The sequence below is a fragment of the Deltaproteobacteria bacterium genome, assembly GCA_016874735.1.
Classification (GTDB): Bacteria; Bdellovibrionota_B; Oligoflexia; order Oligoflexales; family CAIYRB01; genus CAIYRB01.
In genome coordinates this window covers 190,435-214,585 of the sequence record VGTI01000001.1, presented here as the reverse complement: position 1 = coordinate 214,585, position 24,151 = coordinate 190,435, and the positions used below count along the sequence as shown (strand labels likewise).

18 protein-coding genes and 1 tRNA gene are annotated in these 24,151 nt (G+C 51.7%); 4 read left to right on the top strand and 15 right to left on the bottom strand.

Annotated elements, in window-relative coordinates; translation table 11 throughout:
• Positions 1-92: 92 nt before the first annotated feature.
• The 5 genes from FJ146_00925 to FJ146_00905 are packed head-to-tail and all read right to left on the bottom strand — an operon-like array spanning position 93 to position 8,723.
• The gene (locus FJ146_00925; protein ID MBM4250517.1) at positions 93-1,292 is read right to left on the bottom strand and encodes a tetratricopeptide repeat protein; all 1,200 of its coding nucleotides are present in this window, start codon (positions 1,290-1,292) and stop codon (positions 93-95) included.
• Positions 1,292-4,393 (bottom strand): hypothetical protein, encoded by a 3,102-nt coding sequence (locus tag FJ146_00920; GenBank protein MBM4250516.1) that lies wholly within the window; start codon positions 4,391-4,393, stop codon positions 1,292-1,294. The genes FJ146_00925 and FJ146_00920 overlap by 1 nt, the downstream gene beginning before the upstream one ends.
• Positions 4,381-6,714 (bottom strand): hypothetical protein, encoded by a 2,334-nt coding sequence (locus tag FJ146_00915; protein ID MBM4250515.1) that lies wholly within the window; start codon positions 6,712-6,714, stop codon positions 4,381-4,383. The genes FJ146_00920 and FJ146_00915 overlap by 13 nt, the downstream gene beginning before the upstream one ends.
• Entirely contained in the window at positions 6,711-7,469 is a 759-nt protein-coding gene (locus FJ146_00910) for a hypothetical protein (protein ID MBM4250514.1), read from the bottom strand. Before FJ146_00910 ends, FJ146_00915 begins: the two co-directional genes overlap by 4 nt.
• Before the next feature lie 6 nt (positions 7,470-7,475).
• On the bottom strand, positions 7,476-8,723 hold the full coding sequence (locus FJ146_00905; GenBank protein MBM4250513.1) for a lytic transglycosylase domain-containing protein: 1,248 nt from the start codon (positions 8,721-8,723) through the stop codon (positions 7,476-7,478).
• 282 nt (positions 8,724-9,005) lie between these two features.
• Here FJ146_00905 and FJ146_00900 point away from each other — a divergent pair.
• Together FJ146_00900 and FJ146_00895 are read left to right on the top strand one after the other, a co-directional pair.
• Positions 9,006-9,081, top strand: a tRNA-Pro gene (locus FJ146_00900).
• Positions 9,082-9,195: 114 nt separating this feature from the next.
• Positions 9,196-10,119 carry a hypothetical protein gene (locus FJ146_00895; GenBank protein MBM4250512.1) on the top strand — a complete coding sequence of 308 codons (924 nt, stop codon included), beginning with the start codon at positions 9,196-9,198 and terminating at the stop codon, positions 10,117-10,119.
• On the opposite strand, the gene FJ146_00890 is transcribed toward FJ146_00895, so the two are convergent.
• The 5 genes from FJ146_00890 to FJ146_00870 are packed head-to-tail and all read right to left on the bottom strand — an operon-like array spanning position 10,120 to position 14,511.
• Positions 10,120-11,385 (bottom strand): hypothetical protein, encoded by a 1,266-nt coding sequence (locus tag FJ146_00890; protein MBM4250511.1) that lies wholly within the window; start codon positions 11,383-11,385, stop codon positions 10,120-10,122.
• 14 nt (positions 11,386-11,399) lie between these two features.
• A complete protein-coding gene (gene rsmA, locus FJ146_00885) occupies positions 11,400-12,227 on the bottom strand; it encodes a ribosomal RNA small subunit methyltransferase A (protein ID MBM4250510.1) in 828 nt (275 codons plus the stop codon).
• The gene (tsaD, locus tag FJ146_00880; protein MBM4250509.1) at positions 12,205-13,254 is read right to left on the bottom strand and encodes a tRNA (adenosine(37)-N6)-threonylcarbamoyltransferase complex transferase subunit TsaD; all 1,050 of its coding nucleotides are present in this window, start codon (positions 13,252-13,254) and stop codon (positions 12,205-12,207) included. Before tsaD ends, rsmA begins: the two co-directional genes overlap by 23 nt.
• Positions 13,255-13,268: 14 nt before the next feature.
• Entirely contained in the window at positions 13,269-14,105 is an 837-nt protein-coding gene (locus FJ146_00875; GenBank protein ID MBM4250508.1) for a tetratricopeptide repeat protein, read from the bottom strand.
• A gap of 58 nt (positions 14,106-14,163) precedes the next feature.
• Positions 14,164-14,511: a hypothetical protein gene (locus FJ146_00870; GenBank protein MBM4250507.1), complete on the bottom strand. Its 348-nt coding sequence runs from the start codon at positions 14,509-14,511 to the stop codon at positions 14,164-14,166.
• A gap of 138 nt (positions 14,512-14,649) precedes the next feature.
• Between FJ146_00870 and FJ146_00865 the strand changes: the two genes are divergently transcribed.
• Complete coding sequence (locus FJ146_00865; protein MBM4250506.1) at positions 14,650-16,416, top strand: DEAD/DEAH box helicase; 1,767 nt, start codon at positions 14,650-14,652, stop codon at positions 16,414-16,416.
• Between the two features lies 1 nt (position 16,417).
• On the opposite strand, the gene FJ146_00860 is transcribed toward FJ146_00865, so the two are convergent.
• On the bottom strand, positions 16,418-17,122 hold the full coding sequence (locus FJ146_00860) for a hypothetical protein (GenBank protein MBM4250505.1): 705 nt from the start codon (positions 17,120-17,122) through the stop codon (positions 16,418-16,420).
• Positions 17,123-17,189: 67 nt separating this feature from the next.
• A complete protein-coding gene (locus FJ146_00855) occupies positions 17,190-18,116 on the bottom strand; it encodes a CpaF family protein (protein ID MBM4250504.1) in 927 nt (308 codons plus the stop codon).
• Positions 18,117-18,266: 150 nt separating this feature from the next.
• Here FJ146_00855 and aspS point away from each other — a divergent pair, with 150 nt between their 5' ends.
• Positions 18,267-20,051 carry an aspartate--tRNA ligase gene (gene aspS / locus FJ146_00850; GenBank protein ID MBM4250503.1) on the top strand — a complete coding sequence of 595 codons (1,785 nt, stop codon included), beginning with the start codon at positions 18,267-18,269 and terminating at the stop codon, positions 20,049-20,051.
• A 56-nt stretch (positions 20,052-20,107) separates the two neighbouring features.
• Here the strand turns inward: aspS and topA are convergent, their stop codons facing one another.
• From topA to FJ146_00835, 3 genes are all read right to left on the bottom strand, one after another.
• Positions 20,108-22,435, bottom strand: coding sequence for a type I DNA topoisomerase (topA, locus tag FJ146_00845; GenBank protein ID MBM4250502.1), 2,328 nt, complete (start codon positions 22,433-22,435; stop codon positions 20,108-20,110).
• Positions 22,436-22,499: 64 nt separating this feature from the next.
• Complete coding sequence (locus tag FJ146_00840; protein ID MBM4250501.1) at positions 22,500-23,045, bottom strand: DUF494 family protein; 546 nt, start codon at positions 23,043-23,045, stop codon at positions 22,500-22,502.
• Between the two features lie 87 nt (positions 23,046-23,132).
• Positions 23,133-24,056 carry a DNA-processing protein DprA gene (locus FJ146_00835; protein MBM4250500.1) on the bottom strand — a complete coding sequence of 308 codons (924 nt, stop codon included), beginning with the start codon at positions 24,054-24,056 and terminating at the stop codon, positions 23,133-23,135.
• Positions 24,057-24,151: the final 95 nt, after the last annotated feature.

Here is a 24,151-nt window from a genome sequence, read left to right as displayed (position 1 = left end):
TAACTAGGTCCCATACGTTCGTTCGGTAATTCGTCCACACAACTTGAGTAGGGTGCCCCATGAATTTCAAAAATAATCATGATGCTAAACACTTATCGAGCCGCCGGCGGTTGCAAATCTGTGACATATGCCCGGGCCAAATCCTTGAGACTCTCCGTGGCACCGTTCATTTGAATCACCTCTCTAAACAACCGCGCCGCTTCCGTTGGCCGCTGTAATTCGTCAGCCTGCAGCACAGCGAGATTGAATCGCGCGTAAGGATCCTCGGGACCCACCTCGATGGCCTTTGTAAACGAGGCCTTGGCGCCTGAAATGTTACCTTGGCGCTTTTGCACTACACCAAGGGCGACCAATGCCTCGACGTTGAGGGGGTCGAGTGCCAGCGCTTGTAGGAGATCCTGCTCCGCGGCCGCATATTCGAGGGTCTGCGTACTCAATACCGCTCGATTGACTAGGGCAGGTGCGTAAGTGGGAGTCGCGTGTAGCGCCTTGTCGAACCACGTTCTTGCCTCATCAACCCTCTTCTGCCTCTCAGCCAAGACACCCATAAGGTTAAGGAGGCTGGCACTATCGTGCACACGGTCCAAACCCCGACGGATGACGAACTCAGCAACACTATCGCGACCAGAGTTTAAATAGGACTGTCCGAGAGTCGCGTAGGCCGGTGCAAACGTTTTGTCTACACCGATGAGGTCACTAAGAATCCTATGCCCCTTTTCACGATCACCGCGCGCCAAATAGGCGAGTGCAAGAGTGTAGCGATATTTCATAGCCACACCCTGCCCAACGTCGTCAGCGCCGTTAATTGCGTCTTTTGCCTGGCTGAGAAGATCAAAAGTATCGTTCAACCGTTTAATTCGCAGATAAAGTGAAGCTAGCTCAATAAGGGCTTCAATATTTTCATCGTCATGCCGCAAAACTTGTCGAAACGTGGTCTCGGCAGCAATTAACTGTCCTAGCGCTAACTCAGTACGAGCGCGGCCGAGTAGATTATCGACATCACCTGAATCATGGGCATGCTTCAGACGCTCCTCTAAAACGGATCTTTCCTTGACCGTTGGAGGGGCCTTAAAAAAGCTACGCCAATTAGTCACAGCGTTAGGCGGAACTTTAACATCGCCCTTTACCTCGGCCGTACGCATCGATTGAGATTGCGATCGCTGTTTAATCTTCACGATGGCATTGGAGCCAAGATCAAGATCATTGTCGACACTATGTTGTCCTCTCGAACCCGCACAACCTAGAAGACTTAGCCCGGCCAAAACCAAAGCAATTGTGAATTTTTTCACCATTACAGGCTCCAGTCTGACGGAATATTACTTTGCACTGCTGTCGGTAAGGCCTCTTTATGCCTTGTCATCTGATCAGATGCGACGACGCCACTCAAACGCATCGCAGATTTACTCACCCATTCGTTGTCTCTGTAAAGACTAGGATTTTTCCGAGCCGCCAATACATTAGCTCCATGATATTTCTGTGCCATAGACTTCAGTCTTTGGACGGTCGCGTTGTAGCGACTTTGCGATTTTAAAGTAACCACCTCGCCACTGCGCGCCGGTAGTGAGGCAATTTCGTCGGCGAGTGCTTCTGCAGCGGCACCGATCTGAAACCTGGCCTCGCTACTCCATTTGGGATCACTTGCGTTTGCTGCCCGGTCGTACTCGGACGTCATAGCCGCAAAGTACTCGGTCTTCTTCTCAACATTAGCATTCAAGTCACCACCGCGCTCAATCATGTTGAAATCATCAAACTGACGCTTAGCTTCGTCCCCTAACATCACGTGAACCTCTCCAGAAATCGCAGCAAAATCTTGGGATGGCATTTTCCCAGAGCTCTTATCGATCTGTTTCGCCAAAATGGCTAAATCATCGAGAGCCTCTTGCTCCGAACCCGTTTTAAATGAAAGACGCGCGATCTGAAGTTCAGCTCGGTATCGCTCTGCTGCGGTCCGGCTTGCTCTCTGACCCTTACGGGCTATCAATAGGGCGCGGTTTGGATCACCATCTTTCTCTAAATATTCCGCCGCTCGCGCGTAGTCTGCCCGCCGCACTTTTTCCACAGTGGACCGTTCAGCCTGGAGCGTGGCGGCGCGTGCCGCAAGACTGTAGTCTCCTTCCGCTAAGGCTAGACGCTCAGACCTGGCAGCACTAGTTCCTGCGCGTACATGATTTGGATATTTCTCCGTAAGTTCAGCATAACTTTTAGCAGCCTCATGCAGGCGTAATTGATACTCCTGAGCACGCGCTAATAGATAAACCATATCACCCCGGTAGGAAGTTAAACCGGATTTTAGATAGGCAGTGGAGGCTCTTTCAGCACCACCCCAGTCACCGCCAATGGCTAGCTGGTAGGCACCGTCTCTAAATATACGATCGCGTTCCGGAACTTTAGGAAATTCTTCTGCAACACCTACCATCAACTCTCCGGCCTCTTGCAGCTTTCCGCTCCCGACCAAGACCTTGCCTTGCTCGAGGGTTGCAGCCGAAAGCACTCCGTTTAATTCTGTGGCGATGGTAAGGCCCAATGCCTGCCAATCTTCAAGTTTAAGATACCGACGGCAAGCCTCAATAACTTCGGCCGGACTACCGATCTTCATCGCAGTCAGTATCAACCCCCTTACCGCCAGTCCCCGCTGGGCTGAGGCGGGTTGAGAAACCAGTACACGCTGCCAATAGCGGCCGGCATCACCTAGGCGGTTCATGTCACGATTTGCACTTGCACCCACCAGCAATAAATCTACGGAACGACTCTGACCAGCAAACCTCGACGAAAACTCATCGATACTTTTTTCCAGTTCCGCCACTGTTGTCAAAGTGGAACCATCCGTGTAGGGATCATCACCGCGACCCATGGCCTTGGCAAAAGCTTCCCGCCATCTTTTTTCGTTAGTCAGTACTAGCTGATAAGATGCAATCTGCAATATCTCTGCTGATACCTTATAATCAGTTTTCAGTGCATTGTATTGCTTAGCTGCCTCATCGTTATTCTCTGAAAAATAGGCACAATGCGCTCGACGTAGCCGCCATTCATTGGCCTGTACATCAGACGGAAACTGCTCTATTAAATTATCGTAAAGTGCTGCTGCATTCAAAAATAAGCGGGCATTACCTGAGGCAAGCGCAGTTTCATAGTTATTAATTGCGACCAATTCGGCTGCTTGTTTGCTCAGTGCTTCCATAGCCTTTGTTGCATTTAGATTTACTTTGTTTCTCGCTCGCCAAAGACTCTGAGCAGGAAGAAGAGATGCCAGGGCTTCGAGACTACGGATGCGTAGTTCCGGCTTGCCAATTTTGCCAAATGCATCGGCTTGGATCCTCAGTATATCCGGAAGCTGTACGCATAGGGGAACGGTACGGTAAAGGAAAGAAGCGAGCTGAGCCGCTTGATCAAAATTGCCGTTGGCATAGTACTTCTTGAGAGTACGAAGTCCGATCGCTCCAGAAAACTCGGTGATCTCAGGCCGTCTTAATTCACTATAAGTTCTATCCAACGTATTGTTTTCAAATAGCGAATCACCCAGTAGATCCACAGCGTCTTGCTGAATTTTCTGCTTCTGCTCGACCGAACTAAAGCGAAGATCCGGACTGAGCAGATCACTAGCTGCGAGCATAGCTGCATCGAGCTCGGTGGATCGGTAAGCTGCCCAACCCAGTCGATAATCTAACCGAATGCGCTCATAGTCTGAATCGTCGATTTTGATCTTGCCTAAGATATCTTGAGCATCCTGGTAAGAGCGGAGCGCATCTAATGGCTGATCTTTTTTATAAAAAGAGTCTCCAATGGCAATACGCGCGTAGACACCGTAAATCGATGATTGAGCTGCAGGAGCCAGCGCACGCCATGCAGCTAGAGCCTCATCGTCGCGGCCCATTGTCGCCAGTACCGAGCCACGCAGGTAAAGCGCCTGATCTAAATACCTGAAATCACGATGATTGGTCTCAACATCCTTAATGAGGGCGAGTGCCTCCGAACGTGCAAATGTTCCCGCGTCAGGATCCTCAGATGATTGATGATCGCCGATGAGCGCGAGGATCTGCGCCAGATTAAGTAATGTATAGGGACGACTAGAGACGTTTTGATGTGAGGTTAACTGCGTTCTATAATTTTGCGCAGCCTTTTGCAGTGATTCGAGTTCAGCCGCACTTATTTTTATCCGTGCTTTCTGAAAGTTCTTTTTTACTTCACGCCAGGCCTCGTTAAACTTCTTTTCCCCATCCTGTAAAAGATTGTATTCGTACGCCTCAAAGGCTCCCCAATATTTGCGGATCGCCTGAATCGCTTCAGGATCGCTGACCTCAGGAGGAAAAGCATCTTTGCGTTCACCCGCTTGTACGGTGACGCTGAGTGACAAGATTAGAATTGGTGCGCACAAAGCTCGCATTAATTTGGCCATTGCCACAAAGCCCCTTGTTGCAGTCCGAGCAGATTATCCCGCAATATCTGCTGCTCAAGGTTATATTGATCTTGTAACTTCTGGTTATCGTCACGTGTTTTAAGAAATTTTAGATAGTCGAGGTCGCCGCGTATCTTCTGGTGCCGTGCAAATCGCTCGTCGATGGCTGTTTGATATTGGTTTAAGATGGCAGCCATCGATTGCCCCAATTGATCGGACAGCATGCGGCTGAGAGTCGCAACTTTGGCATCAGAGAGATCAAAGGAATTCTCCTCGAGATCAAGCTCCGTAATTAGCCCCCCCATTTTGGCACGCATGTCACGATCTAAGGCACTTAACTGATCGAATAACATACTGGCTAAAAACCTCCACTGGGCCCAAGCGCCGGAGGCATCCTCTGCATTCAAACGCTCGTGACTCGTTTTCGTGCCAACGCCACGGACTCTGGATAAAATGAGCTCCTCTTCAATCATGGCGCCGGCATAAGATTGGAAAAACATCATCGTTGCGATATGGGGAGCATCATCAGCAATTTGGCTAGTCCTGTAGCGCCTAACAGCCTCCAGGCCACGGGAAACAAAATCCTGAAGTTTTTTTACTTTCTCGCTGTGTTCCTCAATGCGTGCTGTATCGCTACCTTTGTCGCCCGCATTGTCTCTCAGCAAATGAACGTAACGGACCGAGGCTAACTCCGCCTGCATTCCTGCCAATTTGCTACTAACACTAGCCAACCGTAAGGTCATGTCAGAGGTTACTGTAAAGTCTTCCCAGCTGTGAGCTTGACGATGGCCTTTGGCGGCAGCACCAAGTAAACTAGCGCGCCGCGCGAACGATGCATCCAACCTCTGTTGATCGATCCTACTAAGCTTACTAGCATAGAGTCGTCTTTCAGTCTCAATGAGACGATGCCCAAGTTGCAGCAATTCCATTGATGCATCGTCTAATTGTGTCGATCTCTTCAACCAAAATGGTCGAAAATGCACAATTTTAGCCCGACCGACCGTATATAAGGTATTCCGGACACTGCCGCGAATATCGCTCAAGCGTCGGGACAATTCTGCCAGACGCACGTAGAGTTGCGTCGCTCGCTGGACAGTCGTCGGTACCGCTAATTGTGCTCCGGTCAAAGTGGTCAAATCCTCCAGAGTCGTCTGCGTAACCGATGACTCGTTGGCTAAATGACGCTGAAGCCAAGTCTTAATGTCCTGCAGACGCTTATCGGCTTCGGCGATCGAGGACTGGGCTGCTGCCAGATCACCCACCCTCATGTCCAAGTACGGAAGTAGTATGCGTACTTGCATCGCCTCGGGACCCTCGGGCCACCTGCTTAGATACAGGAGGGACTTGACGCGCGCTTCCTGCTCCCTTTTAACATCCATAAGCACATAGATACTCTCAAAAGTGGCGTCCTTGAAGGAAGCCGCCTCGGGCGCAATCGTATCGTAGTGGCGCAACGCTAGTGTCGACTTTCGCGCCTTAAATGCCAAGCGAGCCAACGCTAAGCGAGCCAAGTCTCGCGTCTCATCGTCACCTGGTAGAGCAATAACTTTTCCAAAAAATTCGCTCGCAGCGTCGGACTTTTGACCTTGAATCGCAATCACACCTAATAGGTACATTGCTCGTGCCTTCAACACTGCGTCACCATCGACCTGGATCAACTGCTTTAGCCATTCCTCCGCTACAGCATAATCACCAACACCGATCGCTGCTTTACTTGCATAATAAAACACGAGCGCACGGATCGCTGGTGGTAGTTCCAGGCTAGTGAGGGCGGCTAACTGCTGCCGTAACTCTTTTTTACTGGCGATACTACTGACCAAAGGCACTAGCCGCCGCAGAACGTCCAAGAGTTCCTCGAATCTTTCCTGCTTCGCTGTAAGCGTCGCAGCCAGGTAGCGGAAATAGGCTTTTATCGATTTTTCGCGAAATTGCAGCCCTTCATAAGCGATGCCGAGCATATATTGTGCCCGTAAGAAACGCTCACCATCTGGCACCTGCAATTGATTAAGAAAATTATTTAATTCACGAACCGATGAGGTCCACTCTTTACGCCCGAAAAATTCATTGGCATTAGCCCAGGCGCGCTCAGCGGCATCATTCTGGGGGCCAATGCCAAATTCATGATTAAGCTTATCTTCGGCATTTAACTTAAGAAGCCATTGATCGAGACTCGTCTTGATTAAAGCTAGCTCCGTCTCAGGTTCGTCGATATAGGTGCTGGCATGCGACGCACTAGCTTGACTTCCAACGGCAAGGCAAATTACTAGCAAGGCCCTGCCAATTAGCGAGCGTAGACTGCGACGATGTAGGCAAAAATTCAAATCATTTCCTTTAGACTGGCGTCAGCAGAAGCATCTAATGATTCGGGCGCCTTAATATCGATGACGTACCGACTCTGGGTTGCCCCCCCAGCGACAGTCATGGTGAAGCTCTTGTTCACGTACCTGTAGACATCAGAATTGAGGGGAAGATCTGGATTAGTCCGCAGCATGAGACGCACCTCTAAATCCAACCGATGCGAACCTGGCTGCAATGGCCCTGAGTATATCGGTACCACTTTCGAAGGCAACCAAAGCCCGGCAGTATCTGAGATACTGTAGAGCTCGTAACCATCCAGTCTAATCCGCATCGACTTAATCGATGCTTTATCTACTCCGTCCATCTGGGCATCGACAGCAACAGAATTGTTTAAAGTCGCATCGTCGATAACCGACTGCTTGGTTTTTTGTACTCGTGCCGCTAGCGCATCAACTTGCCTCTCAAGGTCTGAAACTAAGACTTCTATCGCCTTGAGACGATCTTTTTCAGGCGCCGATGCCTCAATCTTGCCCGCCTTGAATTGGTATTTTTTGACTTTGCCATCAATAGGTTGTTTTAAAAAATTAACCTCACTACTCCGATCACTAAAGGTGACGCCATCTGCTTCTTGGTCAAGAAGACGCTTCTCGAGTCGATCGAGGATAGTATCTACCTGACCAACCCGAGGTTCTTGCGCTTTTGATGCAGCAAAAGTGGTCAATGCTCCAACGAAACATGCGCTGATCGTGACCATGGAAATTGTTAGATACTTGCTCATGATCACCTATCTCCGGGCATAACGTTTAGCATCGAAGTTTTTTATGCCGATCTGAATCGCTTTATGAAGATTCTTAGGCACTTTGATTTCATAAAAAGATGGAAGCTGCTTGTTGAGTTTCTTGGTCCATGCTGGCTCAAGCAGGCAGGGATTTAGTGCAGTCAATTGTTCTTTTGTAATCGAAGTGCTCTGCAAAATTTGTGCGACCGACATAGGATGACGAATGATCACAGATGCCGTTGGTGTGTAATCTAGCGGCTTGGGAATCCGATTCTGCCGATAAAGCTTTTCATAGGTATCGGCAGCAGCCAGAAACTCTGAATAAAAATTGCGACTAGCAAACCCAAAACTTGGAGAATAATAGCTGTCTATAATTGTCCCTATATCTTTAGTCCCATGTTTTTTGACCGCATTTGCCATACCTATCACGCCGTGGTTATAGGCAGTGATGGCAAGCGGCCAGCTGCCAAGCATTCTGTAATTGTTGGCTAGGAATTGTGCGGCGGCCTTAGTAGCTTTTTCGGGAGCATTCCGCTCGTCTACTAAATCGTTCACAAAAATATAATGACGAGCAGTTTGAGGCATGAATTGCCAGATGCCTGATGCTCCAACCTTAGATCTAGCCTTCAGGTTAAACATCGATTCGACAAACGGAAGGCGGGTTAGGATCGTGGGTACCCCGTAGCGCAGAAAAATCTTCTCCATTTGGGGCAGATAGACTTGGGCGTTTGCTGCTGCCTGAATTAAATCATCAGCCAAGCCGCCTTGCGCTCGCAGTTTGACCTCGCCTTTATAGAGACGCTGCAACGCCATGGGATTAGACTTGTAAGCGTCATAAAGACGGCGCTCTGGTTCGCCTCGGTTCACGGCGGATTCACCTTCTTTGGCAAAATTTTCCGCTGCCTTAATGTATCGGATCAAATTACGTGATGTGACTTCATCGCGATCGCGTCGCGGAACCATGAACGAATATCTTTGCTTTTCCAGGGGAGAATAATCAATGACATCGACAATACGATCGGTGTCGTTAGCATCGTGGATGACAGCCGTGGTCGATGAGTATTCGTAAAATATTTTCCGCCAAAACCGCACCAGCTTCCGTACAGTTGGAGGCCGTGGAAATAAATCATCCTTAATTTCGTGGTGAGCCTTAGCGAGTTTCTTATGCGTGGTGATAGCCAAGCCCACTTGAGAGTCTAAGCTCCACATGAGCAGGCAGAGTGCTAAAGTTTTGCGATCACCTATGCGTGGCAAGACTAAACTCCGTCGAGGGTAAATAATGCTTAAATGCAAAAATTAAGGGGAGAGTAGAGAAGAAGAAACAGAGGCGACCTGGGCATTGAGAACGCCTGAACCATTCTGGATATGGTTCCACTCAAGTCATTATATCCGGTCAGAGACCCACCCAGCAACGCAGGCCCATCACTGTCACCACGTGGCTTTGAGTTGACGGTCCAGAAGGTCTGTGGTAAGTAGCAGAATCCCCTAGGGAATTGTCTCTTGTATCGATAAATTCCCATGTCTTCAGTGAGTGAACGGGCCGTAGCGCAGTTGGTAGCGCGCACGCTTGGGGTGCGTGAGGTCGTGAGTTCGAATCTCGCCGGCCCGACCATTCTTCAATCATTTAGCATGTCTGCTAAATGATTGGCACTATTACACTAAATTGAATGGGTTAAAGGAAAACGTCACGAATTCCGATAACTAGGCATCGTTTGCGGAGGCCTGGTTGTTTAAGTTCAAAGACTATCTTTTACCTGCAGCCGTGTGGGCGCTAGCGAGCGCGTGCAGTGGGCCGCAGTCCTCAGAAAAAGGCACCAACGCCAGCAAACAAGGGGCGTCATTTTCGCCCCAAACTCCCAAAGGCGGCGGCATCGCACCCAAAGGCGGCACCTTTGACGGCACAGCGACGAATCCCCCCGCGACACAACCAGCTGCCAGGCCACCGGAGCAGATGAGCCAATGGTGCGCCGCCGTTGTTACGACAGAAATCGCAAAAAAACCGAGTCACATGCGCCAATTAGCAAATTTGTGTACGACGCAGAACGTGCCGACCAAGGTTTTTGCCAGTCTCGTGGCGCAGGCGTATGCTGGCACAGGTAAGCCAAGCATCACGAGTATCACAGATATCGTCGCCAAAAATGGACAGGTAAGTTGGTCCTACGGCAGCGCCATAAAGCTCCCAGTCGATGCCAAAACACACTTCGAAAAAGCTGCACCCAACCAAGGTGACGAGGCACTGCAAGAACAGTCACTTATCGCCGACGGAGCTCAAACTGTCGCGGTGACTTCGACTCCGATCGCAAGTAGCCAGGATAAGAGCTGGGTGCGCGGCTGGACGATGGCCCAGGATTGGTCCAAGTCCATTTTTATCCTAACTATCCGCACAACCTACGACTATTTGGTCAATCACTACAACTTGCAAAACAACCTCTATCTTTACGCACAAACATTTGGGAGCGGAAAAAGCACTGTGCGCAACAACGAATTAGTCAGCGCTCTCCTTGAACTTAACGGTAGCGCTTATTTGGTAGCGATTGGGGAAATTACCGTAGATGACCAGGGATTCCCGTCCCAGGCAGCGGAAAGCGTCGTGACGACAGTGGAGAGGAATATCAAGCAAGTTTACGAGCAATCTAAGGTCGCTAAGTGATCAAATGGCAAAATTACAGCCAAGCGTGGTCACAAAAGCCTGCAGCTGAAAAGTACCTGGTTGACTGTATCCAACTGGCACCTCACGACGTCCGTTAAGCACCATCATGGCAGCTTCGATCTGCCGGCCAGGAGCAATCTTAAATAGGTAGCCGCCGGATAGAAGCAGACGCGGAATCGCCTCAGTCTGACCGAGCTGGACTCCAGCCACATCTCTGTTATTAACGTCCGTACTGATGGCGCTGCCATTGCCAACATTCGCACCGTTCAATCCAATAGCAAATTGAGCCAGATGATTGTTGCCTATCCAATACCTGCCACCAATCACAAGATCAGTAGTGTTTATTAAATCAGTTTCTGCGGGATCAGCACCGAGACCGCCCTTGCTGACGGAACGGCCGGCTGACCAGGCCTTATATACAAAATCGCCAAACAAACCGTAGTTCAGAAACTTCCACTCGACACCAACACCAAGAGCAGCAGGCTCAAAAGCCACGCCCTTAAAATCGCCCGACTGTAAAGCTGCCGGACTGTCTTCTGGTGCCGTATTGATCGATAAGCTTCCCTTGTAAGCACGCGTCACGGGCGTGCGATAACTAAGTCCAATAATGACACCATAGCCGACATCAATCCGGGCCCCTAAGTTCGGCTGCAAGGATCTACCGGCATAACTAGCCTCAAGGGCAACTCTTTCGGTGCCGGCATTTTTAGTCCGTATGGAACTACGTTCCGTCGTATAAATCAGTCCCAAACCGAGAGTGTAGCGTTTAAGAAAACGAAACGCCCCTCCGGCGGCAATTTTGGCAGCTACCTCTTTGCGACTGACATCCATCGCTTGAAAACTACCAGTTGTCACCTCGACGGGAGCACCGAAGTAGTCCTGTGTGGATCCTAAGCCAAGTGGTAGTACCTCCATGCCCAGTGCGACAGAGGGATCAACGCGCCACGCACCGCCTAAACTAGCCGTGGGTGTCGTAACACCCAAAACCGCTGGCTCAAACGTTTCTGTGGCAGCGTTCTGATACGAATACGTAATCTTGGCAAACGAAAGATCGGCCTCGGGTTCTACACCTTGGCATAATATGACGTTGGCCGGATTAAAGAATAAGGCAGATGCTCCCCGACTGACCGTCTGTCCAGCACCTGCAGCTGCCTTTGCCTCTACCCCGGGGAGTATAAAATCGACCGCAAACGCATAGTTGCTGCAGACGGCACCAGTAGCCATCAGCGCCAAGCCGCAAAAACGTTGCCATGATTGGTGAAGCATAATGCCTCATAATATCATGGATTATGGTTACTTAACCACTCCACTAAGGCGACAAAATCTAGTGGCGCTATAGCATCGGCCCGACGGTCTAGATCGACCGGAGCACCATTAAGGTCACTGCCTTCGGGTAATATTGTGGACAAACTGTTGCTGAGCTTCTTCCGCCTCTGCGAGAAGGCAAGCCGCGTCAGCTTCTCAGTCGCCGTCAGGACTTCCGTGCTTAACTGTTCATCCCGACCCCGGATAGTCATCACAGCACTGTCTACTTTAGGCACAGGCTGAAAGCATTCACGACCTACCTTGTACTCAAGGTGGACACTGGACCGAAGCTGCGCGTAAACAGATAGACTACCGTAGTCTTTTGAATTTGGCTTGGCGGCAACTCGCTCTGCAAACTCTAGTTGAGTCATCAACACGACAACCTGCAACTTTGACAAATTCTCGATGGCAAGCTGCACGATTTGACTCGAGATATGGTAGGGAATATTCCCAACTAGTGCGCATGGGGCGCCAGCTATTTCCACGAATTGCTGTAAATCACAGCGTAGGATGTCTTCGTTGTGCACCCGCAGTTTACCTGGACTTAGACTCTCCCAGAGTTCGATCTGTTCTTGTAGGTGCGCAGCAAAACGTTGGTCTTTCTCAATCGCTAAGACATGCATACCTGCATCAACCATAGCTCTTGTAAGCACACCACCGCCGGGCCCAATCTCGATGACACGCTGAACATCTAGCTCCTTAAGCAGGGCCACCATCCGCTGAACGGGCCAGTCAACTTTAAGGAAAACTTGACTGAGAGACTTCTTCTGATGGAGCGGATCACGTTGCTGACGACGTCGCATTTAGCGCCTTTGCAAAATCATAGCGAGAGTAAGCGTCCCAGTTGTGGCGTAACCAAGCTGCACGGTCCTCGGGCTGGTTTTGATAAATATGAAACCCGTATGCAGCTATCATTGCGGCATTGTCGGAGCAGTAATCCAATTTAGGAAAAAATGATGGAAGGGAAATTTGGTCAGCCATCATCCGGCGAAATGTTTGATTGGCTGCGACACCACCAGCCACCAATACTGACCGCGCCTCAGGGAACAGTCGCACCGCCTCTTGCACCTTGCGGACGATTTGACCTAGTGCCTCTGCTTGAAAACTAGCACATAAATCCGCTCTATCCTGCTCCGTAACCTGGCCAACTTGACGTAAGTGGTTGGCTACAAAAGTCTTGAGACCAGAATAACTAAACTCGAGGCGCGACTTCTGACTCACCATACGGGGCATGGTCACAGCGTCTACTCGTCCTTGTTGGGCAAGGGCCTCGATACGAGGCCCTCCTGGGTATCCAAGCCCAAGCAATTTGGCGACTTTGTCGAAACACTCGCCGCAAGCGTCATCAATTGAGCATGCAAGCAACTGAAAGTGGGTTGGACTCTGCATGTAATAGAGGTTGGTATGACCTCCAGACACTACGAGCGCTAGAGTCGGAAACTGTGGCTGTTCCGCCCCGCTTATCCCTAGCAATGCTCCGTGAACATGCGCGTGGACATGGTCAACTGGGATCAACGGACGATGTAATGCAAGCGCCACGCCCTTGGCATAAGCAACGCCCACGAGAATTGCTCCGATAAGTCCGGGTCCCTGCGTCACTGCCACCAGGTCGATGTCCTGACTGCGAGCACTAGTTGTCCGCATCAACTCACGGAACATCGGCGCGATCACCTTGAGATGCTCCCTTGCGGCGACCTCTGGTACCACTCCGCCAAACTTTGCATGCACGGCTGTTTGCGATGCGACTAACGAACCAACTACGTCAACCCCGTCGCGCACTAGAGCTAATGCCGTTTCATCACAGCTTGATTCAATTCCTAAGACTAACACTAACTCACGTCGCCTTATCGGTTACCGGTCACAACCTCGGCGAGACGTTCACGTGCCTTAGCGGCCTCATCTGAGGTCGGGAACTCCTTGATGAGCTCCTCATAAAATACGTTAGACGTCGCCGTGTCGCCGAGATGCCTGAAACAATCACCCAGCCGCAGCTTAGCTACTGCTAAATACTTCGATGAGGGCTTGGAATCAACAAAGTCGTTGAACTTCAAAGCGGCCTCTTTGATATTGCCCAACCGAAACTGACTTTCAGCTACAAGGTACTGGAGTTGCTCGTTTTCTTCTGAGTTCGCCGGCTTACCGACGTGTGTGCCGTCTTCGATGACTTGTTTGTAGCGCTTTTCTTCGAAGGCACGCTGGAGCTCGCCGACGTCAGTGACTGTCTTGCGACTGTCTTTTTTTTTTCCACTCTTAACGCCAGCCTTTTTAAGGACGTCGATAAGATCCTCCTGCGCCGACTCCACGGCAGCCACACGATCTGACAGCTTGGTCAGATTCTTGGCTACTGAGTGTTCTTGCGACGATGGGTCTGCACCTGGCAGCTGGCCGGTAAGGACTCCGACTCGCAGGGCATCGATTTCACCGCGAATCATCTGTAGCTCGCGACTCATCCGCTCAAGCTCTGCCTGTGTGGACGCAATACGCTTGGTAGCTGAGTCGCCGGTGCTTTTTGCATCCTTGCTAGTGTCTGCTAGCAAGCGTTCAAGGTTCAGAAGGCGCATCTGAACACTGTAGATGTCGTCTTTCATCACGCGCTTTTCACCTGGAGTGATACACGCTGTATAGCTCAGGCATAGTAATAATAGACCTGCCAGCCGCAGGATCAATCCGGACTCTTTCATGGTGCCTAGGTCCCCGTTTCCTTGGTTAGGCTGATTAAACCACACCAAACTCCGGCTGTCAGCCTTTCCCTTTGGACCGTTGGACCCTACGCCGTAAACTCATATCCAAAAAGAAGATCCGGTTACACTCAGCCTTCCAGTTGAGGTAGTAGGCTTTGGGAGTCTTGCGGGTTACATAAGACAACTGCAGGACCTCTTTCTCCCGCAAGAGGGTATCGATTGCCTGGTGCCGTCGCAGTAATCGCGACTCTAGCGTGTCTGGGCGGGAGGCGGCTGCGATGGCCGGTTTCTCTTGGTTTTCTAATATTTTTGGCGTATCTTGTGCCGTCGGCGGCACAGCCTCCGCGGCGGGAGCAGCTGCGTTTACTGTTTCGTTAGCATTTTGGCTGTCTTCGAGTTCGGACATGTTCCGCCATCATCCCATTAAACTTAGACCTGAGCTGGTCAACACGATGGATGTTATATCGGCAGCACCGGCAGTCTACTCAAGTGGTGCCACCACAAACTCCCGCAACGACACGTAATTTAAGGGAAATATTGGATCATGGATCACTTAATTCCACCCCCAGCAGGTACTTCTGAGCCAGGCAGTGATAACGACAACCCCGAGCTCGACCTCGACGAAGCGAGCGAATTCGAGGCGCCTGTCGAAGCCACTGACGACGAAGCGACGCGGCCACGAGCAAACGTGCCCCTGAAGGATATCGCACCAGAGGTTGCTGCTCTTGGGGTCAACAGTTTCGCCGATCTGCCTCTGCACCCTGATATTGCGGCCGCCATCGGGACAATGGGTTGGCACGTGCCTACTCCGGTACAGAAGCTGTGCCTTCCGTACACCTTACGGTCGCGTGATGTCGCCGGCTTTGCTCAAACGGGAACTGGCAAGACTGCGGTGTTCTTGATCACAATCCTGAACAAATTGCTGAGCACCGAGTCCCGAGAGCCACGGGTGCCTCGTGCTATCGTGATCGCCCCGACGCGTGAACTCGCGATGCAAAGTGAGCAGGATGCTGAACAGCTATTCGCCCAGTCTGGTCTAAAATCAATGGCAGTATTCGGCGGTATTGACTACGACAAGCAAGCCCGAGAGATCACGGATGGCGTCGATGTTATTTTTGCGACGCCCGGACGGCTGAAAGACTTCATCCAGAAAAAGGTGGTGAAGTTAGAGAACATCGCCTGCTTCGTCTGTGACGAAGCCGACCGCATGTTCGACATGGGCTTCATCGAAGATGTCGAGTTTTTCCTGGAGCGGATACCCACCGACGCGCAACGCCTGCTGTTCTCGGCGACAACTAACGAGCAAGTCAAAGAGCTGGCGTTTGAGTATCTTGAGAACCCAGAATACATCTCGGTGAATCCTGAGACCATCACACCCGAGCGCATCGAGCAGAACGCTGTTCACTGCCATGCCACGGAAAAACTGCGCGTCCTTCTGGGGCTATTGGCCGACCATAAGCCCGACTGCGCTATCATCTTTACTAACACGAAGCTCACCGCTGAATGGCTTTATTACAAGCTGCAACACAACGGGGTGGATGCTGATCTTATTAGCGGCGACCTGCCCCAGAAGAAGCGGATCAGTCTGATCCACAAAATCAAAGAGGGCAAGATCAAGGCGTTAGTAGCTACTGACGTTGCCAGCCGCGGGCTACACATTTCGCGGATCACCCACGTATACAACTTTGACCTGCCTGACGATGCGGCAAATTATGTGCATCGTATCGGTAGAACGGCACGCGCTGGTGCTAAAGGCGTGGCCTTCTCCTTGGTATGTGATGATTACGGACATAACCTGGCAGCGATCAACAGCCTACTCGGACCGTTAGCTCTAGAGTCAAAGTGGCCGGACGACCGCTACCTCCAGATTGAAGATCGTGCTGGTAATCCCTTCGAGGACCGGTATCAGGCTCATCGGGAGCGAAAAGGCGAGCGTAGGGATAGAGATCCAAGACACGGAGCTTCGCGGGACGGCCAACATAGGTCCAAGCCTCGCGATGGTGCTAAATTTGAGGCTCAACCACAAAGAGGCGGTGTTAACGCCAACGCGACGGCCCAACCTAACTCGAACGGCAATGGCAAGCGCCGCAGACGGCGAGGCAAAGGGCAGCGAGACCAAAACGGAGCGCCCCACCACACGGGTTATCAGCTTGCGCAGCCATCACAGATTGGATCTGGGCACGGCTCGAGGCATGGCCAACGCTCAGGATTTGGTAAGGATCTTGCGCCGTCGAGCGATGCCGCGCCCAAGACTATGCTGGGCATGATTATGAAACTCCTCAAGACCTTGTTCGGCCTCGGTAAGCGCTAGGTTAGTGCAGCATGCTACGAAACGTGAGACCTATCGTCCTGGACGTTAGGTCTTCGTTGCTTACAAGCACGGCCTTGCTGAGTAACTGAGCCCGTCTCAGGCTACCCATGATACCGATCTGTACACCGCTAACATCGAATAGTGTGATGAAAGCACCAGGCTCGAGAAATTTGTAGCTTGGTTTCTCAAGAGTCGTCAAATCGGTCCCATAGGGATTGTTTCGGAGGAATATCACGCCAACCCCTGCGTTCACGCTGATTACGATCCGAAACGCCTGGTAGGAAAACAAACTCTGAGCGAGCGTAACGCCGCCAGAATAAGTCGAATACTTAAGTACGGATTGGTCCTCAGTCGGAGCGCGCGCTGGCGTTAACATGCCATCAACGTTGATCCCCAGGAAGGTCTCCGTATGGAAGCGATAGTTCCATTGGGCTCCCAGCAGGATGTTGGGGGAAGATGTCGTCACCTGCCGCCCAAATAGGTTGGTCGCCTTTAAGTCCAATCCGTTTTCATGTCGATCGAAGGTAATAGGCTCGCGCTGGTTGCGACGACGCTCTGCTGTCTGCTCCTCAGTCTCCTTTGCAGTAGTAGCCTGGGAGGCGTCCCCTTGCGCATACGCCTCAGTCGCGGCAAGAGCGGGCCAGCCTGAACGCGCTAGGCTAAAAAGCAAGAGGGCCCTCGTCAGCAGTCGTCTCTTTCGTGCCAAAGCTAGCCTCCACGGTACAATCATCTCATTACCGACAAGCCTACATCATAACAGAGGTTTAGACGCTTTACACGAGGACCTCCCTGGTGAGGGATTCGACGTGAGGTGGAGCCCCGCGCTGCATCTGAAGTACCTCGATAGCCGCTCCCTCCCAGCGCTGGGAGGGGCTGGTGAAGGTACTCATACCCGCAAGAAATCTCAATTTGGCCACTGCCTCAGCTGGGCTACCTGCGTGCATGGTGGCCAATACCCCCCCATGGCCCGACATGAGTGCCTCGCATAACACGCGAGCCTCAGGCCCGCGCACCTCACCAACCACCAGGCGATCTGGACGAAGTCGCAAAGACTCGCGCAGTAGCCGCTCCAGGCCTACGCCACCGATTTGCTCAAGATTAGCCTGACGTTCAATAAGGCGCACCGAGTAGGGCGTCGGCAGGGGCAACTCCGCCAAAGATTCAACGATGATCACACGCTCGTCGGCAGCAAATGCCCTAAGCAAGGCCGCCAGTATCGATGTTTTACCGCATCCCGTCGGCCCGCAGATCAGTAGGTTTGCCCGTCGCATCATGGCCGCCTTGATGGCAAGTATTTGCGCAGCTGTCAGTGCAAAACTATGAATATCAAGCGCGTTGAAACGGTGCCGCCTCAGGCTGAAGAGCGGACCATCAGGAGCAATCGGGGGTAACACACTGTGCCAACGGTAGTCATGCCCTTGAAAGCTACCACCTATAGCCCCAACTAATGGGTCCAGCCGCACCCCCTGCCGTCTGGCCCAAGTTTGGCACCATACAGCCAGTTCCACTGGGGATTGAAATGGAACCGATCTCAATGCGTACCGTCCACCCGTGACCAGACAGACAGAACTCGTCCCATTGATCAACACTTCATCGACGGACAGATCATCGAAGAATCCTAGGATCTCATCCGATAACTTCGTAAAATACTGATCATCCATAGAGAACCGGCCTCCACTGAAGTCAAGCCGGACAGTCATACACGAGGCTCATTGGGCCTACGAGGGACATGGAGAGAGCGGTACTTCATGTCCCTCACTGAAGCGATTGGCCAAAACTCTAGCGTATTTTACAATTGGGGATCCGTGGTATTACGCTACCGTCCCGAGTCACCACTAAGGAGCCTGTGCATGCATGCCTATCGCAGCCATACCTGCGGCCAACTGAGAGCCCAAGATGTCGGCCAAACTGTCCGCATCTCTGGATGGATTTTTCGTAAACGCGACCATGGTCAGTTACTTTTTATCGACCTGCGCGACCATTACGGTTTAACTCAGGTCGTCATTCAACCTAGCCGCTCTTTTTTTGAGGCAGCGACTCATCAGCGCATCGAAAGCGTGATTACAATTACCGGACGCGTCATTCGTCGCGACGACAACACGATAAACCCCAACATGCCCACTGGGGAGATCGAAGTAGTCGTCGACGAATACACCGTACACTCAAGTGCCGAGGTGTTACCGTTCGTACTGGATACTGAAGAAGAGGTGACGGAAGAGCATCGGTTGAAGTATCGATTCCTCGATCTTCGTCGCGAGAAGATGCAACGCAATATCATCCTACGCTCTAAGGTGATATCAAGTATTCGTCGCCGCATGATCGACCTTGGCTTTAACGAATTTCAAACACCAATCCTCACTAGCAGCTCACCCGAGGGTGCGCGCGACTTTTTGGTCCCTAGTCGCCTACATCCTGGAAAGTTTTATGCGCTACCGCAAGCCCCCCAGCAGTTCAAACAACTGCTGATGGTCAGTGGCTTTGACCGTTATTTCCAGATCGCCCCATGTTTTCGCGACGAAGATGCTCGCGCAGATAGATCGCCAGGTGAGTTTTACCAACTAGATATGGAAATGAGCTTCGCCACGCAGGACGATGTTTTTGCCGTCGTGGAAAAACTGCTGACAGGTGTGTTTGGTGAGTTCTCGACTAAAAAGCACACACCGGCGCCGTTCCCGCGCATCAGCTTTGATCAAGCCATGCTAAAATACGGCTCTGACAAACCAGACCTGCGCAATCCACTTGAAATTCGTGACGTTAGCACTTTCTTCGCCGAGACGGAGTTCAAGGCCTTCAAAACTGCTGTCGCCGCTGGTGACGTTGTTAGAGCCATTGCAGTGCCGCAGATCGCGACTAAACCGCGTAGTTTTTATGACAAGCTGGTCGACCACGCAACCTCGATTGGCGCCAAAGGTCTAGCGTATTTGGTTTGGTCTGATGAAGGCGTCAAGGGGCCCATCGGCAAATTTATTAAGCCCGAGCAGATGGAAACTTTGAAAAGTCTTTGCCAGGTTAAGACCGGCGATGCCGTGTTTTTCATCTGCGATAAAGAATCCGTTGCCGCGAAATTGGCGGGACTCCTGCGGACGAAACTCGGCGAGGATTTGGATCTCCTCGAAAAGGATGTTTATCGATTCTGCTGGATTGTCGACTTCCCGATGTACGAGCGCAACGACGAGGGACAGGTCGAATTTTCCCACAACCCATTCTCGATGCCCCAAGGCGGTATGCACGCCCTTGAGCATCAGGACCCACTCACAATCAAAGCATTCCAATACGACTCTGTCTGTAACGGTGTCGAATTATCTAGTGGTGCCGTACGTAATCACTTACCAGAGATCATGTATAAAGCATTCGCCATCGCCGGACACCCGCCAGAAGCAGTCGACCAAAGGTTTGGTGGCATGATCCGAGCCTTCAAATTCGGCGCACCACCTCACGCAGGCATCGCACCAGGGATTGACCGTATTGTGATGCTCCTTGCCGAGGAGGCGAGTATCCGTGAAATTATCGCATTCCCACTTAACCAAAAAGGCCAAGACTTACTGATGAATGCACCCGCGGAGGTACTAGAAAAGCAACTGCGCGACGTGCACATAAAAATTGATCCCGCTGTGTTAGCAGGCAAAAAGGCATAATCGCAATTTTTTAGGCGTAAAAAAGCCTCGTCCTTATTTGCGACGAGGCTTTTCTTTTAAACTTCTGGCTCGTCAGCTGACTCACCATCCGCTGGCGCCGTCTGTGGTGCCTCACTCACAGCTTTACAGGATGGGCAAATATGGCGCGTTCCATCCTTTTTCGTTGTACGCTCGGTTAAAATTGGGAAATTACAAGCGGGACAAGGCTTGTTTACAGGCTTGTCCCACACTGCGTACTGACAACCTGGATAGTTCGTACACCCCCAAAAATTCTTGCCGACCTTAGTGCGACGGGGAACTAAACCACCAGAACAGCCCGATTCTGGACATTTGACATCAGATTGGGGACTCTTGACCGTTGGACACTGCGGGTAGTCCTGGCAAGAGATGTAGTCTCCGTATCTACCACTACGAAGGATCATATCCTTGCTGCATTTCGGACATTTATCACCGGTGTACTTTGGCTCGTTGACAATGATCTTACCATCAGCATCACGGACAAATTCTCGCGTCGCGCGACACTTCGGATAATTTGAGCAACCGAGAAATTCGCCGCGCGACGACCACTTAATGTGAAAAATACTACCACAGCGGTCACACACGATATCCGTGGGCTCAGATGACGCTTTGACGTTAGTCATCGAGCCCTCTGCTTCCTTCACTTTACTGGCGAATGGTGCGTAGAAGGTTTTCAGTAGCTGACGCCACTGTGCCGTCCCCTCTTCAACTTTATCTAAGCTCTCCTCCATACCGGCCGTGAACAGGACACTCAAAACATCGGGGAAAGCCTGAACTAATAATTCATTAACTTTTTCGCCAAGGACTGTTGGCTCGTAGCGGTTTTCGGCCTTCTTGATGTAACCCCGATCGACGATTGTCGATAGGATGGTGGCATAGGTTGAAGGACGGCCAATGCCCTTTTCATCGAGTTCCTTGACCAGAGACGATTCATTGAATCGAGGGGGAGGCTGTGTAAAATGCTGCTGCAAATCAACTTTGTTCAGCTGAACTTTGTCGCCCTCTTTCAGCGGAGGCAGAATGCCTTCACTCACCTGTTCAGCATCGTCCTCTTCATCAGCACGACGACGCTCCTCGTCATGACCCTCCTCATAAACCTCGAGGAAGCCTTTGAAAACCAATCTTGATCCGCTAGCACGCAGGGTTACTTTGCCCCGATCGGCGGCAAAATCTACAGATAGTTGGTCGTAAAGTGCCGGCTTCATCTGGCTGGCCACGAAGCGATTCCAAATCAACCGATAGAGCGAGAGTTGCTCTTTACTGAGTACATCAGTTACACGATCCGGGGGGTATTCCAAGCTGGTCGGACGAATTGCTTCGTGGGCGTCCTGCGCCGACTTTTTGGATTTGTATACAATCGCTTTATCGGGCAGGTTTTCGCCGCCGTATTTGGTTTGGATAAAATCTCTGACCGCCGTTAAAGCATCGTCAGCGATCCGTGTTGAGTCAGTACGCATATAGGTAATGAGACCGAGCGGACCTTCACCTTCGATATCAACACCCTCGTATAAACTTTGCGCCACCGACATGGTTCTTTTGACGTTGAAACCTAATTTGCGGAAGGCCTCCTGCTGTAGCTTCGACGTCGTGAATGGAGGTACGGGATTCTTTTTACGTTCTCGCTGCTGCACCGACTTCACTTCGATGCTACCCGATGAAATCCTGGCTTTTACCGCGGCCGCTTGATCGCCATTCTCAATCTTCAGATCTTTACCTAATTTCCGATCGTCCACGGAAACAAGGCGCGAGAGTATTGTCGGGGGACTCGCCGAATCAAGTGCAGCATCTACAGTCCAGTACTCATCAGGCTTAAATTTCCTAATCTCGGCCTCACGCTCACAGATAAGTCGCACAGCCACGCTCTGCACGCGACCGGCCGAAAGTCCGCGCTTCACCTTCTTCCAAAGCAACGGACTAATCTGATAGCCCACCAACCGATCGAGAATGCGACGCGCTTGTTGCGACTCGTACTTGTTAGCATCCAAGTCTCCGGGATGGCTTATAGCATCTTGCACCCCTTTTTTGGTGATCTCTTGGATCAGGACCCTCTGAATCTGGTCGGCTGGCTTGGCTATTTCGCTAGCAATGTGCCAAGCAATCGCCTCACCCTCGCGATCGGGGTCAGGCGCCAGATAAATCCGCTCGGCCTCGTTAGCTGCTGCCTTAATTTCTCGCAACACCTTCTCTTTGCCAGGGATGGTGACGTATTGGGGCTCGAAGTCCTTATCTATGTCTACGCCCAGCGACCTGTCGGGCAGGTCCTTCACGTGCCCTTTGGAGGCTAAGACCTCGTAATCCTTACCCAGATATTTTTTCAGTGCCTTGACCTTGGTCGGAGACTCGACGACCACGAGAAATTTAGCCATGATCGCTTACTCACTCCGATCTTCTAGCTGCCACTGCCGCATAAGTTATCACGTTATCACGATTTCAATTGTACCGATCGCGAGGCCATCGCCTCAGTAACGACTCTAAACTGAGCCCGGCTAAACTGGGCACAGACACCCCTAAAACATCCGCCAGGAATCCATCAATCTCCTGCCGATCCCAATCCCGAGAGTCCATCACTCTTAGTCCCTCAAGTAGGCGTTCGGCAACATCGGACTGCAACCAAGCTCGCTGCCTACATGTGGTCACCGCCCGAAGTAGTTGAGGATGAACGGAGACCTGCTCGAGCACATGTTCGACGCGCAGATAGGTTGTTGTGTCCTGAATCATTGCCAATGAATCTGAGAGGTTGCCTGAAAGCGCCGCCCGATCCATCCAGTCCAGGGCCTGGCAGATGCCAGCCTCGGAGTAACCCTGCTCAACCAACTGAGCACGAATTTGGCGATCATCGTCCGGCTGGATACCTTGTCGGTGCACGAGTTCGGCGATGCTACGCACAGCTTGCCACCATTCCTGCTGTACTGACCCTTGTACCTCCGTCATCACCCCCCCAACTCCGCTTAGTGCACTCCGTCCTATTCTCGGCATAGCAGCTAAGGATCCATGTTGCAAGTCACCCTGCCGCCGTGACCCCACGCATCACTATCGATTGGGAGTCAGGAATAGTTCCAGGAATCACACCCAAGGCTCAAGATCGGCAGCATCATCAAAGCCAGGAGCCCCCTCCGCCAGTAGCGTTTGGCTCCCTTGTGCGCGGATATCATCAGACGGATGGCGGAGTACCAGAACGTCAGCTCCCTGGTCAAGGGCGCGCCTGGCAGTCACCAGGGCCCCTGACCGCTGAGCCGCCTGCATGACCAGGGTGGTGCGCGATAATCCGGCTATGATCCTATTGCGCGCCGTAAAATCGCGCGGACGGCAGGGAGCATCCCAAAGCCGCTCCGTCAGCATCAGGCCCGAACGACGCTGCAATTTGGCGAAAACTCCTTGATTGGAACGTGGATAGAGACAACTAAGCCCTCCGGCAAATACACAGATAGCTGGCGCAGAGACAACACCACTGGCGAGCACACCAAAGTGCGATGCTATGTCACAGCCAAAGGCGCCCCCACTGACTACAACAATACCGTGCTCCGCAAACCGAGCTCCGACCATGTAGCTTTGATGGACGGCGAATGGTGACGCCTTCCGCGATCCTACCACGCTCACCGACTGACGTCTGAGCAGAGAGGCGTCACCCGTAAAAGTGAGACCCAGAGGGGGATCACTGATATGCAGCAACGCGGACGGGTAATCATGATCGCCGAAAACAATATAGTGAGCACCGGCCGCCTTTGCCACCTTTATATGTGAGGCAATAGCCTGCGCCAACCGATCCCCTTGATCGCGGGTTATCCTTTGGTAAACGGCCCACCAGGACTGTACGTAGTCTAGACTCTTCACCAAGAAAACGATGAAATCCCGCCAATCAGAGACCGAGGCTCGGTCCACATCGAGCTGCGTCGTGATGGCAAACCCACATGGATCGGGGCAAGGAATCCAGCGATATATCAGTTGAGAAGCCACGTGGGTCATCACAGCAAGTGCGCGGTAGCTCATAAAGCCCTCCCTTGCGCCTCACTCTGCATCCTCACTGTAAAAAACACCACGGACATCCGTGGCCATCGCCGAACCATCCAGATATACGGTAAATA

Coding starts and splice junctions, on each gene's coding strand:
- FJ146_00890 (MBM4250511.1), bottom strand. CDS start 11,385: ATGCTTCACCAATCATGGCAACGTTTTTGCGGCTTGGCGCTGATGGCT.
- FJ146_00835 (MBM4250500.1), bottom strand. CDS start 24,056: ATGAGCTACCGCGCACTTGCTGTGATGACCCACGTGGCTTCTCAACTG.
- FJ146_00840 (MBM4250501.1), bottom strand. CDS start 23,045: ATGCCGAGAATAGGACGGAGTGCACTAAGCGGAGTTGGGGGGGTGATG.
- rsmA (MBM4250510.1), bottom strand. CDS start 12,227: ATGCGACGTCGTCAGCAACGTGATCCGCTCCATCAGAAGAAGTCTCTC.
- aspS (MBM4250503.1), top strand. CDS start 18,267: ATGCATGCCTATCGCAGCCATACCTGCGGCCAACTGAGAGCCCAAGAT.
- FJ146_00920 (MBM4250516.1), bottom strand. CDS start 4,393: ATGGCCAAATTAATGCGAGCTTTGTGCGCACCAATTCTAATCTTGTCA.
- FJ146_00875 (MBM4250508.1), bottom strand. CDS start 14,105: ATGAAAGAGTCCGGATTGATCCTGCGGCTGGCAGGTCTATTATTACTA.
- FJ146_00925 (MBM4250517.1), bottom strand. CDS start 1,292: ATGGTGAAAAAATTCACAATTGCTTTGGTTTTGGCCGGGCTAAGTCTT.
- FJ146_00865 (MBM4250506.1), top strand. CDS start 14,650: ATGGATCACTTAATTCCACCCCCAGCAGGTACTTCTGAGCCAGGCAGT.
- FJ146_00855 (MBM4250504.1), bottom strand. CDS start 18,116: ATGACTGTCCGGCTTGACTTCAGTGGAGGCCGGTTCTCTATGGATGAT.
- FJ146_00910 (MBM4250514.1), bottom strand. CDS start 7,469: ATGAGCAAGTATCTAACAATTTCCATGGTCACGATCAGCGCATGTTTC.
- FJ146_00870 (MBM4250507.1), bottom strand. CDS start 14,511: ATGTCCGAACTCGAAGACAGCCAAAATGCTAACGAAACAGTAAACGCA.
- topA (MBM4250502.1), bottom strand. CDS start 22,435: ATGGCTAAATTTCTCGTGGTCGTCGAGTCTCCGACCAAGGTCAAGGCA.